10 protein-coding genes are annotated in these 15,486 nt (G+C 67.3%); 6 read left to right on the forward strand and 4 right to left on the reverse strand.

What is annotated here, in order from left to right; translation table 11 throughout:
• Nucleotides 1-44: 44 nt before the first annotated feature.
• Entirely contained in the window at nucleotides 45-2,426 is a 2,382-nt protein-coding gene (locus tag ACW7G6_RS07220) for a prolyl oligopeptidase family serine peptidase (RefSeq protein ID WP_456997902.1), read from the reverse strand.
• A 204-nt stretch (nucleotides 2,427-2,630) separates the two neighbouring features.
• Here ACW7G6_RS07220 and ACW7G6_RS07225 point away from each other — a divergent pair, with 204 nt between their 5' ends.
• Together ACW7G6_RS07225 and ACW7G6_RS07230 are read left to right on the forward strand one after the other, a co-directional pair.
• The gene (locus tag ACW7G6_RS07225; protein ID WP_456962625.1) at nucleotides 2,631-2,903 is read left to right on the forward strand and encodes a YcgL domain-containing protein; all 273 of its coding nucleotides are present in this window, start codon (nucleotides 2,631-2,633) and stop codon (nucleotides 2,901-2,903) included.
• A 172-nt stretch (nucleotides 2,904-3,075) separates the two neighbouring features.
• Complete coding sequence (locus tag ACW7G6_RS07230; RefSeq protein ID WP_456998135.1) at nucleotides 3,076-6,210, forward strand: ankyrin repeat domain-containing protein; 3,135 nt, start codon at nucleotides 3,076-3,078, stop codon at nucleotides 6,208-6,210.
• A 66-nt stretch (nucleotides 6,211-6,276) separates the two neighbouring features.
• Here the strand turns inward: ACW7G6_RS07230 and ACW7G6_RS07235 are convergent, their stop codons facing one another.
• The 3 genes from ACW7G6_RS07235 to trxA form a co-directional block, all read right to left on the reverse strand.
• Nucleotides 6,277-8,094, reverse strand: a complete 1,818-nt coding sequence (locus ACW7G6_RS07235; RefSeq protein WP_456978023.1) for a monovalent cation:proton antiporter-2 (CPA2) family protein — start codon at nucleotides 8,092-8,094, stop codon at nucleotides 6,277-6,279.
• 146 nt (nucleotides 8,095-8,240) lie between these two features.
• On the reverse strand, nucleotides 8,241-10,106 hold the full coding sequence (gene rho / locus ACW7G6_RS07240) for a transcription termination factor Rho (RefSeq protein ID WP_456998136.1): 1,866 nt from the start codon (nucleotides 10,104-10,106) through the stop codon (nucleotides 8,241-8,243).
• Nucleotides 10,107-10,382: 276 nt separating this feature from the next.
• Nucleotides 10,383-10,709 (reverse strand): thioredoxin TrxA, encoded by a 327-nt coding sequence (gene trxA, locus ACW7G6_RS07245; protein ID WP_456962622.1) that lies wholly within the window; start codon nucleotides 10,707-10,709, stop codon nucleotides 10,383-10,385.
• 187 nt (nucleotides 10,710-10,896) lie between these two features.
• Between trxA and rhlB the strand changes: the two genes are divergently transcribed.
• The 4 genes from rhlB (at nucleotide 10,897) to ACW7G6_RS07265 (ending at nucleotide 15,419) form a co-directional block, all read left to right on the forward strand.
• Nucleotides 10,897-12,795: an ATP-dependent RNA helicase RhlB gene (gene rhlB / locus ACW7G6_RS07250; protein WP_456997903.1), complete on the forward strand. Its 1,899-nt coding sequence runs from the start codon at nucleotides 10,897-10,899 to the stop codon at nucleotides 12,793-12,795.
• Nucleotides 12,796-12,928: 133 nt separating this feature from the next.
• On the forward strand, nucleotides 12,929-13,615 hold the full coding sequence (ftsE, locus tag ACW7G6_RS07255) for a cell division ATP-binding protein FtsE (RefSeq protein ID WP_456962621.1): 687 nt from the start codon (nucleotides 12,929-12,931) through the stop codon (nucleotides 13,613-13,615).
• A complete protein-coding gene (gene ftsX / locus ACW7G6_RS07260; protein WP_456978025.1) occupies nucleotides 13,612-14,580 on the forward strand; it encodes a permease-like cell division protein FtsX in 969 nt (322 codons plus the stop codon). The genes ftsE and ftsX overlap by 4 nt, the downstream gene beginning before the upstream one ends.
• 5 nt (nucleotides 14,581-14,585) lie before the next feature.
• Nucleotides 14,586-15,419: a response regulator gene (locus tag ACW7G6_RS07265; RefSeq protein WP_456978808.1), complete on the forward strand. Its 834-nt coding sequence runs from the start codon at nucleotides 14,586-14,588 to the stop codon at nucleotides 15,417-15,419.
• Nucleotides 15,420-15,486 lie beyond the last annotated feature (67 nt).

Below are 15,486 nucleotides of genomic sequence, written 5' to 3' on the forward strand. Positions count from 1 at the left end.
GCGAAGGCCCGGCCGCCCTACATCGACGCCTCAGGGTTGCTGCTCTACTTCAGTGCCCGCTCGAACAGCTCGAAGATCCGCCGGTATTCGTCATACCAGCTGTCGGAATGGACGAAGCCGTGGCGCTCCAGCGGGTACGACGCCAGTTCCCAGTCATCCTTGCGCAGCTCGATCAGGCGCTGGGCGATCATCACCGAGTCCTTGTAGAACACGTTGTTGTCCATCATCCCGTGGGCGATCAGCAGATTGTCCTGCAGGCCTTCCGCGTACTCGATCGGTGAGGACTTCAGGTACGCCTCCGGATCGACCTCCGGGGTGTTGAGGATGTTGGAGGTGTACTCGTGGTTGTACTGCGACCAGTCCGCCACCGGGCGCAGCGCGGCGCCAGCCTTGAACTTGCCCGGCTCCTTGAACAGCGCCATGAAGGTCATGAAGCCGCCGTAGCTGCCGCCATAGATGCCGGCGCGGTCGACGTCACCCTGCTTGTTGGCACCCAGCCAGGCCAATCCGTCGAGGTAGTCCTGCAATTCCGGGGTGCCCATCTGGCGGTAGATCGCGGTGCGCCAGTCGCGGCCATGGCCCGCCGATGCACGGTAATCCAGATCGAGCACGATGTAGCCGTGGTCGACCAGCAGGTTGTGGAACATCTGCTCGCGGAAATACACCGGGTAGCGGTCATGCACGTTCTGCAGGTAACCGGCGCCGTGGACGAACATCACCACCGGATAGTGCTTGCCCGGCTCGAGCACATCCGGGCCATAGAACTTGCCCCAGATCGGACCGGCGCCGTCGCTGGACGGGATCTGCACCATCTCCGGCTGGATCCACTGGCGTGCCTTGTACTCCGGGGTGCGGGTATCGGTGAGCGCAACGGTGTGCTCACCAGTGGTATCGACTACCGCAATCTGGGTCGGCAGGTAGCTGCCGGAATGGCGGACCAGCAGCTTCGAGCCATCCGGGGACAGCTCGAAGCTCTCCACGCCGTCCAGTGCGGTGACCTCCCGGACCTGCTGGCCATCGCGGTCGACAGCGCAGACTTCGTAATCGCCCGGCCAGTCGCGGTTGCACACGAAGTAGAAGCTGCGGCCGTCGACGCCCGGCACCGGCGCGGATGCCTCCCATTGGCCCGAGGTCAGTGCACGCGGGGTGCCGTTGCCATCGGCCAGGTACAAGTGCGAGTAACCGCTCTGCTCGGACAGCAGCCACAGGGCGCCATCGTCGGTCCAGCCGAAGTCGTTGAAGCTCCAGTTGATCCAGGCGTCATCGTGCAGGCGGTGGCGCGTTTTCAGCTCCGCATCCGTCACCTGGCCGGCGCGCGGGGTCACCGTCGCAATCCAGCGGTCCTTGTTGTCCACTGCGCGCAGCAGTACCGCCGCGCTGCTGCCGTCGGCGCGCCAATGGATGGCGGGCGTGCTGCCGTAGCCATCGGTCTCCACCCGCACGGCGCGGTCGCCCTTCAGCGGTTCCAGCTCGGCCGCCTCGCGCAGGGCTGCCAATGGGTCAGTACCAACGCCGGGCAGGGCATCGAAGGTCAGCTCGTCCACCGCGCCGCTCGCAACCTCGACCAGCCACAGCTGCTGCGGGACGGGCGCGTTGTGGCCGACCCGGGTGCGGACCTCTTCAAACTCTTCGTACCCGGACTCGGTCACGTACTTGGGCATCTTGCCGGCCTGGCCCTCCTTGGCATCCTTTTCCTGGGTGACCACCAGCAGCCATTGCGCGTCAGGCGACAACGCGCTGTCGATGATTTCGACCTTGTCGCCCAGGTAGGCCGCGACCGGTGCGCGGGTCGGGTCGACGCTGCGCCAGGCTTCGGATTGCTCGCGGGCGGCCTCGCGCTTGGCGCGGTCGTCGGCGAGGGTGCGGATCACGCGTAACTGGCGGTCGCGCAGGTCGTCGGCTTTGGGCTCGGTCGACGGATCCTTCTCCGCCTTGACCAGCGCGGCCTGGCTGCTGCCCTGTCCGGCGCGCCATTGGTACCAGTCGTTGCCGGCACGGAACACCAGGTTGCCGTTTTGGCTCCATTGCGGTCGCGACTCGGACTGGTCGCTGCGAGTGACCTGGGTCAGCGCACCGCTACGCAGGTCGCGCACGAAGATGTCGCCGTTGCGGGCAAATGCGGCGCGGGTGCGGCCCGCATCATAGGCCGGGTTGGCGGCATCCAGTTGCGCGCGCGCGGTGTCGTCCACCTTGATGGGTGTACCGCCGGCAAGGCCGGTCTGCCAGGTGTCGCGGATGGATTCGCCGCTGCGCTTCAGCTGGTACTGGACGTGTTGGCCATCCCACGCCCACCATGCCTGCTCCACCGGTGGCCCGATCCAGTCCGGGTTGGCCATCGTCTGGGTGAGGGTGATGGGCTCCTGGGCAACGGCGGCGAGCGGCAACGCTCCAAGAGACAACGCTAGGGCGAGCAGGGAAAGACGCATGGGCGGGACCGTATGGTTGCTGAATGGTGGGAAAACCGATCCAGCTTATCAGCGTAAAAAACCCGCGCACGGGCCATCGGTAACAAGGGCGGGGTCACGCCGCAGCCGGTCGCGAGGCTGAACGCGGCGGTGCGCGTCCGCCCGGGTTGCCGGGTATGCTTGGACGACCATCCGTCGTAGCGCAAGTCTCCCCCGGCCGACGCCATGAAAGCCCATGTATACAAGAGCCTCCGCAAGGACGGCGCCTACCTGTTTCTCGCCGCACGCGACGACTTCGAACGGGTGGCCGCGTCTGTTCGCGGGCCATTGGAGCCCTTCCAGCTGGTGCTGGAGGTCGACCTGACGCCACCGCGCGAGCTGGCCCGGGGCAATGCCGCGGAGGTGCGCGAGAGCCTGGCCCTGCGTGGCTTTCACGTGCAACTGCCGCCGGCCATCGACATTGACCCATTGACATCCGATTGGGGCACCGATGCTTGAGTCGCGCAGATTGACCAAGCCCGTGGCCGCTCTGGCAATCACCGCGTTGGTGTTGACCGCATTGACCGGCGCGAGTGGCCTGAATGGCTGGGTCGTGGCCGTTGCCGGAACCCTGGCGCAGCCCCTGTTCGCACTGGCCGCCCGCCATTGGCAGCTCCAGGCGCCGCTGAGCCTGGCCGGGTCGCGCGCCGAGCTGGCGCCGCTGCTTGCGCTGTGGGCGCTCGCCTTCTCCGCGCTGTCCATATTGGTGGCGTGGCCGTTGTCGCTGGTACTGGCCAGCGGGTCCCTGCTTTCGACCTTGGCATTGAGCGCGGTGATCGGTATCGCGCTGCTGGCGTTGTGGCGCTGGTGGCCGTTGTGGCAAGGGCTGGAGCATGACGGTGGTTCACTGAGTGACCACTGGCGCGCCCGCGACGGACTGGAACCGGGCGCCTGGCGCGGCCTGGTCGTGGCCGTGGCAGTGGCTGTAATCAGTGGGTTGATCCTGTGCCTGGCCTGGTCCGGCTTGGCGGTGGGCGCCATGCGTTGGGCGATGGTGGTGGCGCTGGCCGCGGCATCGGTCGGGTTGCACGGGTATCTGCAGCGTGTCACCCCGGCCGACGCACTGGAATATCTCGGTGACGAAGACCTCGACGACGATCTGCCGCAAGCGGCCCTGGACACGTCCGCCATGGTTGCGGATGAACCTGATGGAGAGTCCGATAGCGTCCCGGCTGTCGCCAATACCGTCGTCGACACCACGGTGGTGGGGGATGAGGCCGTCATTGCCGTACCGGCGCCGGCCGAGCCGACGGAGCCTCTGGAGCCGGCGTTGTACGAGGCTGCCCGTGGTGGCCGCGTCGAGCGCGCGCTGGAGTTGATGGACGCCGGCGCGGACCCGCATGCGCCGCCACCGGCCGACGATCGCGACCAACGCAGCCTCGCGGTACTGGCGGCGGTGCTGCCCGACCTGCGCTTGTTGCGCGGGCTGATTGCGCACGGTGTCGACCTCAACGGTCTGCACGCCGGGATCACGCCCTTGCTGGCGGCGACCCGTGACAGTTGGCACGGCCGGCCCGATGCGGTCACCACCTTGCTGGCCAACGGGGCCGATCCGCGTGCCACCGATGGCGATGGCAATACGCCGCTGCACCTGGCCGCCCGCAGTTCCGACCCGGGCGTGGCGGCGCTGCTGCTCGATGCCGCCGCCGATCTGGAAGCACTCAACAGCGAGGCATTGTCGCCGCTCGGGGTGGCCTGCGCGGCCGGCAACTGGCGGTTGGCCAAGTTCCTGCTCGAGCGCGGCGCCAAACCCGAACCCGTCGATGGCCAGCCTGCACTGTTGGCCGCCGCTGGCGGGGAAGACGACGACACCGCCGGCGTCGCGCTGTTGCTGAAGATGAAAGCGCGCGCCGATACCCGCGATGGCCAGGGTCGCAGCGCGCTGCACCAAGCCGTCCGTGCCGGTCATGCGGAGATCATCGACGCCCTGTTGGCCGCCGGTGCTGACCCCGCCGCCACCGATGATCAGGGCGCCAATATCCTCACCCTGGCATGCCAGGGTGAGAGCACGGATCCGGAACTGCTGCGCAAGCTGCTCGCGCTGGGAATTGATCCGCAGCTGCACGACAACGTCGGCAAGCGTGCAATCGATTACGCCGCCCAATCCGGCCGCTGGCCGCTGGTGGCGGTGCTCGACCCGGACTATGCGTTCCCGTCCAGGGTTGGCCACGACGACCAGGATCTGTTGGCCGACCGGGCGCCCGCAACCTTGCTGCGCGACGGACTGGCCGAAGGCCGCGAAGATGCGCTCGAGGAAGTTGCCGCCTTGTTGGACCCGCGCCAGTTGGGCGCGTTGTTGCACGATGGGGATACGGCGCTGCCGCCGCGACAGATCGCGTGGCTGCTCGCGCACGGCGCTGACCCGGAAGTCCGTGACGGCCGCGGCATCACGCCGATGTTCGCCATGCTCAATCGGGGTCCTGCAGCGGTGGATTCGCTGCAGACCCTGGTCGATCACGCCGTTTCCCCGGCCGGGATGGGCGGTCTGGCGGGCTTCCTGGGCGCGTGTGTCGGCAGCGATCGCGCTACCGATGGACTGGAGCGACTGGCGCTGGAACTGTTGGAGCGCGGCGCCGACCCGTTTGGCAGCGGCGGGGCCAATGATCCGCCATTGACACTGGTAGTGCGGTTGGGCTGGCGACAGTTGCTCGACCGGCTGCTGGCGACCGGGGTGGACCTGGACGCCCGCGACAGCCGTGGCATGAGCGCATTGCATCTGGCCGCCGCACTGGGCCGCCAGGACATGCTGAAACCGCTGGTCGCCCACGGCGCGGCGCCCGATCTGCTGGCCGCCGATGGCCAGACGCCGCTGGGCGTCGCGCTGGCGATTGGTCGGCGCGACCTGGCCGACTGGCTCGACTGGCGCGGTTGGCCACTGCCGCGGCGGCGGCTGCAGCCCGCTGACGTGCCGGCGGCGGCGATCGTGGGCGATGCCGATGCGGTGCGCCGCCTGCTTGAGCTGGGTTTGCCGGTGGATGCCACCGACAGCCAGGGTTGCAGCGCCTTGCTGCGGGCATCGGGCGGCGGGCATCGCGCCGTGGTCGACCTGCTGCTCGCCCATGGCGCGGACCCGCGACTCGCGGCCGGTACCGGCGCCACGCCGTTGTCGGCGGCGGTCAGCATGCGCCATACCGATATTGTCGAGCGCCTGTTGGGCGCCGGCGCCGATATCGAGCAGCGGTTGCCGGGTGGGTTGACCGCATTGATGGTGGCCTGCGCATTGGGGCTGCCGGACCTGGCCGCACGCCTGGTGGGAGCGGGTGCCGATGTGCGGGCACTGGACGCCCAGCATCGAGGCGCGCTGCATTGCGCGGCCATGTTCGGCTTTGCCGCGCAGGACCGCACCCACCTGATGGCCTTGTTCGACATCCTGCTGTTGGCCGGAGCCGAGGCCGACCTGGACGCGGAAGCGGGCCACGCCACGCCATTGCTGCTACTGCTGGGTGCGCGCGCCGAGCCCGGCAGCGCGGCCGTGGAAGAGGTGCTGATTGCCGGCCTGGAGCAACTGGTGGATCACGACGCGCGCCTGGACGTACAGGATCCGCGCGGTTTCGGGCCACTGCACCTGGCGGCGCTGCACGGGCTGCCCGCGGTGGTCACGTGGCTGTTGCGCGCCGGTGCCGATCCGGACCTGCGTGACACCCTCAACCGCACGGCGCGCGAAATCGCGGTGATGCGTGGCTTCGTCGATATTGCCGCCCAGCTCAGCCCGGGCATGCCGGGTGGCGACGTGTCGATGGCGCGTCTGTTGCGCGACCAGTCCTAGCTGCGCGACCAGTCCCGACTCCTGCCGGACTTGCGAGCCGGGCGGCAGCGTCTTGCCCGCCGTGGTTTACGGCGGCGCCTCGCGTTTGCTGGTGATGCCGCCCAGCACGCCTTCCCCGCGGTCGGCATCGAACAACTGCTCCAGCTCGCGACGGGCCAGGGTCGACACCTGCAATATCGCGTCGTCATCGTCATGCACCCGGTACTGCGCCTCCAGCAAGCGTTCGTCGAGCGCCAGGAAGCGCTGGGCGTGGTCATGGGCGAGCTCGGCCGGCAGGCCCAGCGCGACCAGCACGTCCTCGCCGAGCTTCAGGCTGGAGTGCAGCATCTCGCGCACGCCGCGCGCGCCCAGGTCCATCAGCTGCCAGGCATGGCGCCGGTCACGCGCCCGTGCGAACACCGTCGCTTGCGGATACAGGTGGCGGATCACCCGCACCGTACGCAGGCTGCTGACCGGGTCGTCGATCGCGATCACGAACACCTTCACGTGCGCGGCGCCGGCCGAGCGCAGCAGCTCCGGTCGCGCCGGGTCGCCATAGAACAACGGGTTGCCGAAGCGACGCATGAAGTCGACCTGGTCGGCGCTGTGCTCGATCGCGATGAACGGGACTTTTTGCGCCACCAGCAATCGCGCCACGATCTGTCCGAAGCGACCGAAGCCGGCAATCAGCACCTGCGGGTGGCCGTCGTCGGGTAGCGGATCGAAATCGCGTGGCGGCCTGACCACCGGATGGCCGCGCAACAGCCGGGCGACCGCCATCATCAACAGCGGCGTCAGCGCCATCGAGATACCGACCGCGGCGACCAGGCGGTCGCGCATCACGTCCTCGATCAAGCCGGCCTTGACCGCTTCGGAGAACACCACGAAAGCGAACTCGCCGCCGACCGCCAGCACGCTGCCCAAATGCAGCGCATCACGTCGCGACAGCCGGCCGGGGCGCACGCCGATGCCGACCAGGATGGCGAACTTCACCACGATCAACACCAGCACCATCAGCTCGATCAGCAGTGGTTCGGCGAACACCAGCTTGAGGTCGACACTCATGCCGACCGCCATGAAGAACAGCCCCAGCAGCAAGCCCTTGAACGGCTCGATCTGCGATTCCAGCTCGTGGCGGAACTCCGAGTCTGCCAGCAGCACGCCGGCCAGGAACGCGCCCAGGCCCGCCGACAGCCCCGCGCTCTGCATGATCCACGCCGAACCCAGTACCGCCAGCAACGCCGCGCTGGTGAACACCTCGGGCATCATCGAGCGGGCGACGAAGCGGAACACGTGGCGCAGCAGCACCCGCCCGCCAAATACCAGCGCGACGATCGCGAACACCGCTTTCAATACCGCGTCCCATCCCAGTCCCCCTTCGGCATGAGCGGCTTGTCCGAGCAACGGGATCGCGGCCAGCAACGGGATCGCGGTCAGGTCCTGGAACAGCAGGATCGCGAATGCCAGCCGGCCGTGTTCGCTGCTCAATGCCTTGCGCTCCGACAGAAGCTGCAGCCCGACCGCGGTCGAGGACAGCGCCAGCCCCAATCCAATCACCAGCGCCGCTTTCCAACCGAATCCGGCCAGCGTCGCCAGCAGGCCCAGCGCCAGGCCGGTGACGAGCATCTGCGCCCCGCCGGCGCCAAACACCGGCCGCCGCATCACCTTCAAGCGCGCCGGCGAAAGCTCCAGGCCGATCACGAACAGCATCATCACCACGCCGATCTCGGACGCCGCCATCACCGGCTCCGCGTTGCGGATCACCCGCAGTCCGTACGGGCCCAGCGCGACTCCCGCGGCCAGATAACCCAATACCGCGCCCAGGCCGAAGCGCCGGAACACCGGCACCGCGATCACCGCCGCAAGCAGGAACACCACCGCAAGTTCAAGACCGCCACTGCTCATGCGCACCTCTATGTCGGTGTCTGATTATGCGCGGTGACGATGTTGAATGATGGTTGGGGTGGCCCGCCTGCCGCCACACATTAAAAAAAACGCCCCGGAATACGGGGCGTTTTATCATGGCCAGCGCGTACTGCCGGGCGCGGCGCTTATCGCTTCATCGAGCTGAAGAACTCGTCGTTGGACTTGGTGCTCTTCATCTTGTCGAGCAGGAACTCCATCGCGCCGATCTCGTCCATGCCGTGCAGCAGCTTGCGCAGGATCCAGATCTTCTGCAGCAGCTCGGGCTCGATCAGGTAGTCCTCGCGGCGGGTGCCGGAGCGGTTGATGTCGATCGCCGGGTACACGCGCTTCTCGGCGATGCGGCGGTTGAGGTGGACCTCGGAGTTGCCGGTGCCCTTGAACTCCTCGTAGATCACCTCGTCCATCTTGCTGCCGGTGTCGACCAGCGCGGTGGCGATGATCGTCAGCGAGCCGCCTTCCTCGACGTTGCGTGCAGCGCCGAAGAACCGCTTCGGGCGGTGCAGGGCGTTGGCGTCGACGCCGCCGGACAGTACCTTGCCCGAGCTGGGCAGGACGTTGTTGTAGGCGCGTGCCAGGCGGGTGATCGAGTCCAGCAGGATGACGACGTCCTTCTTGTGTTCGACCAGGCGCTTGGCGCGCTCGATCACCATCTCGGCGACCTGCACGTGGCGGCCGGCCGGCTCGTCGAAGGTCGAGGAGATGACCTCGCCGCGCACGGTGCGCTGCATCTCGGTGACTTCCTCGGGCCGCTCGTCGATCAGCAGCACGATCATGTGCACGTCGGGATGGTTGTGGCTGATCGCGGTGGCGATCTGCTGCATCATCATCGTCTTGCCGGCCTTGGGCGGGCTGACGATCAGCGCGCGCTGGCCTTTGCCCTGCGGCGCCATCAGATCGAGGATGCGGCCGGTGATGTCCTCGGTGGAGCCGTCACCGCGCTCCAACTGGAACTTGCGGCGCGGGAACAGCGCGGTCAGGTTCTCGAACAGCACCTTGTTCTTGGACGCTTCCAGCGGCTCGCCGTTGATCGTGTCGACGATCGACAGGGCGAAATAGCGCTCGCCATCCTTCGGGAAGCGGATCCGGCCCGACAAATGGTCGCCGGTACGCAGGTTGAAGCGGCGGATCTGGCTGGGCGAGATGTAGGTATCGTCCGGGCCGGCCAAGTAGCTGGCCTCGGCCGCGCGCAGGAAGCCGAAGCCGTCCGGCAGGATTTCCAGCACGCCGTCGGCGGCGACGCCTTCGCCGTGGCGGGTCAGCACCTTCAGTACCGCGAAGATGACATCCTGCTTGCGTGCGCGGGCGACGCCTTCGGAGATGTTCAGTACTTCGGCGATGTCGAGCAGCTTCTGCGCCTGCATCCGCTTCAGGTCGCCCAGCGAGTACTTCGGGAAGTCCTCGGGGACCTGCGGATTGGTGCGCGGGACGAAGGGCTCGTTGCCGCCGTCATCGCTGGGCAGGCCATCGCGGTTGCCGCCGCCACCACCGCCACCGCCGGCACCCTTGCGATCGCCACGGTCACGACGACCGCGGAAGCGCTCGCGACGATTGCCGCGGCCGCCTTCCTGGTCACGATGTTGGCCGTCGCGTTGGCTTTCGCGCTGCGGGTTGTTATCGCCGCCGTTGCCGTTGCCATTGCCAGACGCGGGTTGTTCACTCGCGGGCGCAGGATTTTTCTTCGGCGGATTGGCGGCTGCCGAGTCACCGGATGTGGCTATCGGTGCCGGGTTCGCGGACGGTTGGCTCGAAGGCGCCGGGCTTCCAGCTGCCGGCGCGGCCGTTGCCGGACTTGCCGAAGCGGCATCCGGTGCCGGCTTCGCGGCAGGCCGCGGCTCGGCCTTGGCTGCGTCGGCCTTGGGCGGCGCAGCGGGCTTCGGGGCGGTGGCCTGTGGCGCATCGCTCTGTGGCGCCTCCACCTTGGTGGCGCTGGCTTTAGGGGCTTCGGTCTTGCCGGTGGTGACGGCAGCCTTGCTGGCGCGCGGCTTGCGCACGCGCTTTTCGGCAGTATCGCCGGCGTCGGGGATGTTGTCGGACAAACGGGTATTCCTCGCTAAGCGGCGAGCGTCCGCATTGGGCGGACGAAGCGTCAGGGACGTTGGATTTCAGAAGGGTGCGGCGGGGAACGTGCTTTCGCGGACCGTCAGTTACAAGTGGGCCGCTGGGTCGTTCAAGCGCCGGGTACTGCGAAACTAGCATTGCCACTGGCCCTGCCGCAAGTGGTGCGGCAGGGGTTGCTGACTGAACAGTTCAGCTGGGGTGCAAAAAACTCAGAGCACCTTGTCGATCATCTGCGCCAGTTGCACCTTGCCGACCGCGCCGATCTGGGTCTGCTGGACTTCACCGTCCTTGAACAGCAGCAGCATCGGGATCGAGCGTACGTGGTACTTCATCGCGGTGGCGCGGTTGTGGTCGACGTTCAGCTTGGCGATCTTGACCTTGCCGGCATAGTCGTCGGCGAGCTGGTCCAGCGCCGGGGCGATCATCTTGCACGGGCCACACCATTCGGCCCAGAAGTCGACCAGTACCGGCTCGGAGGATTGCAGTACGACAGCGTCGAAATCGGCATCGCTGACCTGGATGGTTTTATCGCTCACGTGGTTCTCCTGGGGTGGGGCGGGCGCCGATGGCAGGTTTTGCCGGGCTTTGCGCTAAGCTGGGGCGTTTCGCGGCGGCTTCAAGGCCTCCGCACGCTGTGGTCAGGACATGCTGACCGACCTTGGCAGTCTGCTTGGCGGACGCCACCCACGCAAGCGCAGTCCTGCGCGCGGATCCCTGAAACATATGAGTGACAAGCCTTTAACCGACATTACCTTTGATTCCTTTGAGCTCCACCCGCGGCTGCTGGCCGGGCTGGAGTCCGCTGGTTTCACCCGTTGTACCCCGATCCAGGCGATGAGCCTGCCGGTCGCGCTGAAGGGCGGCGATGTCGCCGGCCAGGCCCAGACCGGCACCGGCAAGACGTTGGCGTTCCTGGTCGCCACGATCAACCGCCTGCTGACCCAGCCGGCGCTGGCCGAGCGCAAGCCCGGCGATCCGCGTGCGCTGATCCTGGCGCCCACCCGCGAGCTGGCGATCCAGATCCACAAGGACGCGGTCAAGCTCGGGCCGGAAGTGGGCCTGACATTCGCGCTGGTGTACGGCGGCGTGGATTACGACAAACAGCGCGAGCTGCTGCAGCAGGGCGTGGACGTGATCATCGCCACCCCCGGCCGGCTGATCGACTACGTCAAGCAACACAAGGTGGTCAGCCTGCACGCCTGCGAGGTCTGCGTGCTGGATGAGGCCGACCGGATGTTCGATCTTGGTTTCATCAAGGACATCCGCTTCCTTTTGCGGCGGATGCCGGCGTGCACGATCCGCCAGACCCTGTTGTTCTCGGCGACGTTGAGCCATCGCGTGCTCGAGTTGGCCTATGAGCACATGAACGAGCCGCAGAAACTGGTCGTCGAGTCGGAGTTCATCACCACCTCGACGGTGCGGCAGTTGCTGTACTTCCCCGCCGACGAAGAGAAGATCCCGCTGTTGCTGGGCCTGCTGTCGCGCAGCGAAGGCGCGCGCACCATGGTGTTCGTCAACACCAAGGTCTGGGTCGAGCGGGTTGCCCGCGCGCTGGAAAAGGGCGGTTACCGGGTCGGTGTGCTCAGTGGCGACGTGCCGCAGAAGAAGCGTGAGTCGTTGTTGGCCAAGTTCCAGAAGGGCCAGTTGGAAGTGCTGGTGGCGACCGACGTCGCCGCGCGCGGCCTGCATATCGACGGGGTCAAGTACGTCTACAACTACGACCTGCCGTTCGACGCCGAGGACTACGTCCATCGCATCGGCCGCACCGCGCGGCTGGGCGAGGAAGGTGACGCGATCAGCTTCGCCTGCGAACGCTATGCCATAGGCCTGCCGGACATCGAGGCCTACATCGAGCAGAAGATTCCGACAGCGCGGGTCGAGCCGGAGTTGCTGGTGCCGCTGCCGCGCCCGGTGCGTGAAAAGGTCGAAGGCGAAGAGCAGGAAAGCGTTGGCGCGATCTTCAAGGAAGCGCGCGAGCAGCGTGCCGTCGAGGAGGAGCGCCGCGGGGGTCGTAGCCGTACTGGTGGCAGTGGTAGTGGTAGTGGTAGTGGTGCAGCTCGAACCGGCGCTGGTAGCCGCCGTGATGGCGCTTCCGGATCACCGGGTCCACGCCGCGCGGCCGCAGCCGGTGCTGCCGACGTGAACAGCCAGCCCGGTATCGATGCCAGCGCGAGTGCGGATACCGCAGTCACCGCTCCCGCGCAAAGCACCCCGTTGCACGGTGCGCCGAAGCCGGCTCCGCAGTCGGCAGCTCCCGGCGCCGGGAGCGCGACGGTCGAGGGCGATGAAGCCGCTCGTCCGCCACGCAAGCGTCGCCGGCGACGCCGTGGGCGCAAGCTCGAGGAAGGCCAGACCAGCGGACAGGCCGGGGACCAGACAGCGCAGGCGCCAACCCCGCCCGCAGCCGGCAAGACCCCGTCCGGCAAGACCGGAAATGCAAACGCTCAGCCAGCGCGGAGCACGGGCAACAGCTCCGGCTCGACCCGACAGGTCACTGCCAACAAGGTGGTTTCGCAGCCCAGGACGCCGCCGTCGTCCAGCGACGAGAAATCCGGACTCCTCGGTCGCATCGGACGCGGATTGAAGTCACTGGTGACCCGCGGGCCACGTTCCAACCACTGATCCCGTCGACGGGGCCGATACCGGTCCCGTCGCTTGGACATCTCCCGGTGATTGGCGCCACGTCGGACAGTGGCGCTAGCCATTGCCGCCGCCGCCGTCGATACTTGGTGCCATCGTCTTCGACAGGTGCGCGATGAGCGTCTTGCGCTTCGACAACGTCAGCAAGCAATACAGCGGTGGTCGTCAGGCGCTGGCCGAGGTCAGCTTTGAGGTCGCGTCGGGCGAGATGCTGTTCGTCACCGGGCATTCCGGTGCCGGCAAGAGCACCTTGCTGAAGCTGATCCACCTGTCCGAGCGGCCCAGTCGCGGCGCGGTGCTGTTTGGCGACAAGAACCTGATGCGGGTGCGTGGCCGCAGGATTGCGATGCATCGGCGCCAGGTCGGTGTGGTGTTCCAGGACCATCGCCTGCTGGCCGACCGCAGCGTTGCCGACAACGTCGCGCTGCCGCTGTTGCTGCAGGGCCTGCGTCGGGCCGAGATCATCAAGCGGGTACGTGCCGTGCTTGATCGGGTCAGCCTGGGCGCGCGGGCACAGGCATTGCCGTCCCAGCTGTCGGCCGGCGAGCAGCAGCGCGTCGGGATCGCCCGGGCGATCGTGGGCGAGCCGTCGTTGCTGGTTGCCGACGAACCCACCGGCAACCTGGACCCGACCTTGTCGGCGGAGATCATGACCCTGTTCGAGTCGCTGCCCGAGCGCGGTACCAGCGTGCTGATCGCCAGCCATGACCTGGCCCTGGTCAAGCGGATGAAGAAGCGTGTGCTGGTGCTCAACCAGGGCCAGCTGGTGGATGACATATCGCCCGAGGACCTGGCCGAATGACCGGGCCCGGTACCCGCGCCGAGACTCAGGCCAAGGCGCGTTCGCGCACCCATCGTGGCGGACTGGGGACGTGGTTCGACCACCACGTCTACAGTCTGGTCGCCAGCGTGGGACGCATGCTGCAAAAACCGTGGTCGACGGCATTGACGATCGGGGTGATGGCGTTGGCGTTGGCGCTGCCGCTGGGGTTGTGGTCGGCGCTGGCCAATGTCGAGCGCTTCGCCGGCGACGTCCAGGAGGCCCGCCAGATCAGCGTTTTCCTGAAGCCGGAGATCAGCCTGGATCGTGCCCGCGTGCTTGCCGACGAACTGCGCGAGCGTCCCGACGTGGCGGCGGTGGAATGGCGCACGCCGGAGCAGGGGCTGGCCGAATTACGCGAGACCAGCGGCCTGGGTGAAACGATTTCCAGCCTCGACGGCAATCCGTTGCCGAGCTTGCTGGTGGTCCGGCCCAGCGGTGATGAAGCCTTGTTGGCCGCGTCGCTGGAACAGTTGCCGGAGACTGACATCGTCCAGCACGACGCGGCCTGGCGCGTGCGCCTGGACGGCTGGTTGCGGTTCGGCGGGCGCCTGGCCTGGGTGCTGGCGGCGATGCTCGGCCTGGGCGCGTTGCTGGTGGTCGGCAATACCGTGCGCCTGGACATCCAGCAACGCACCGATGAGATCAATGTGCTGCAACTTCTGGGCGCTGCCGACGGCTTCATCCGTCGTCCATTCCTGTATCTGGGCCTCGGCTATGGCCTGGTTGCCGGGGCGCTGGCGCTGGCGCTGTTGACCGGGGCCGACCTGTCGCTGCGCGCTCCGTTGGCCGAGCTTGCCAGCAGTTACGGCAGCAATTTCGCCCTGCAGGGATTCAGCGTCCGTGCCGCGATCGCGGTCGTGGCCGGTGCCGGCGTGCTGGGCTGGATCGGTGCTTGGCTGGTCACCGGACATTACCTGCGCCAGACCCGGCCGACCGACACATGACCGCGATGGCCGAAAACGCGATGGCCGACAAGCTGCGGCACGTCGCCAATGCCGTTCCCCGGGTGATGGTGGTTGATGGTTCGCGACTGGTGCGGCGCCTGATTGGCGATGTGCTGGTGCGCGAGTTGGAGAATGTCGAGGTGGTGCCGTGTGCCAGCATCGCCGAGGCCGGCGAGGCGCTTGCCGCCGGCCCGGTGGACCTGGTGACCACCGCGCTGGCGCTGTCCGACGGTGACGGCATCGCGTTGGCGCGGACCGTGCGCGAGGCGGCGGGCCAGGCCTACGTCCCGGTCATCGTGGTCTCCGCCGACGCCCAGACGCACCTGGAGTCGCGCCAGTTCACCGAGGACGTCACCGACTATTTCGACAAATCGCTCGGCCATGCCGCGCTGGCCACGTTCATTTGCGGCTACGTGCAACCGCAGACGATTCCCGGCGCCCGCGTGCTGTATGTCGAGGACAGCCGGGTGGTGGCGTTGGCGACCAAGCGGATGCTGGAGCGGCAGCAACTGGAAGTGCTGCATTTCGTCGGCGTGGAGGAAGCGCTGGAGTACCTGGAAGGCCATCGTGGCCAAGCCGATCCGGGTACCGACCTGGTACTGACCGATGTGTACCTGAAAGGTGAGCTGGAGGGCAGCGACCTGCTCGACCGGCTGCGCAATGATTTCGGTTACGGCAAACGCCGCCTGCCGGTGCTGGTGATGACCGGCGATGCCAACCTCGACAACCAGAGCGCGCTGCTGCGTGCGGGCGCCAACGATCTGGTGCTCAAGCCCATCGAGGAGCGGTTGCTGGTGACCAAGACCCTGTTCCAGCTGCGGTTGGCAAAACTGGCCTGAGCACGGGCGTTTCGCGGCCGGCTTTTGCGTTTCAGTTCGAGCTCCGTTCAGCGTTCTCACGAGCAGG

The organism is Lysobacter sp. A421 (genome assembly GCF_054052145.1).

Coding starts and splice junctions, on each gene's coding strand:
- ACW7G6_RS07220 (WP_456997902.1), bottom strand. CDS start 2,426: ATGCGTCTTTCCCTGCTCGCCCTAGCGTTGTCTCTTGGAGCGTTGCCG.
- ACW7G6_RS07225 (WP_456962625.1), top strand. CDS start 2,631: ATGAAAGCCCATGTATACAAGAGCCTCCGCAAGGACGGCGCCTACCTG.
- ACW7G6_RS07235 (WP_456978023.1), bottom strand. CDS start 8,094: ATGAGCAGTGGCGGTCTTGAACTTGCGGTGGTGTTCCTGCTTGCGGCG.
- rhlB (WP_456997903.1), top strand. CDS start 10,897: ATGAGTGACAAGCCTTTAACCGACATTACCTTTGATTCCTTTGAGCTC.
- ftsE (WP_456962621.1), top strand. CDS start 12,929: ATGAGCGTCTTGCGCTTCGACAACGTCAGCAAGCAATACAGCGGTGGT.
- ftsX (WP_456978025.1), top strand. CDS start 13,612: ATGACCGGGCCCGGTACCCGCGCCGAGACTCAGGCCAAGGCGCGTTCG.
- ACW7G6_RS07265 (WP_456978808.1), top strand. CDS start 14,586: ATGGCCGAAAACGCGATGGCCGACAAGCTGCGGCACGTCGCCAATGCC.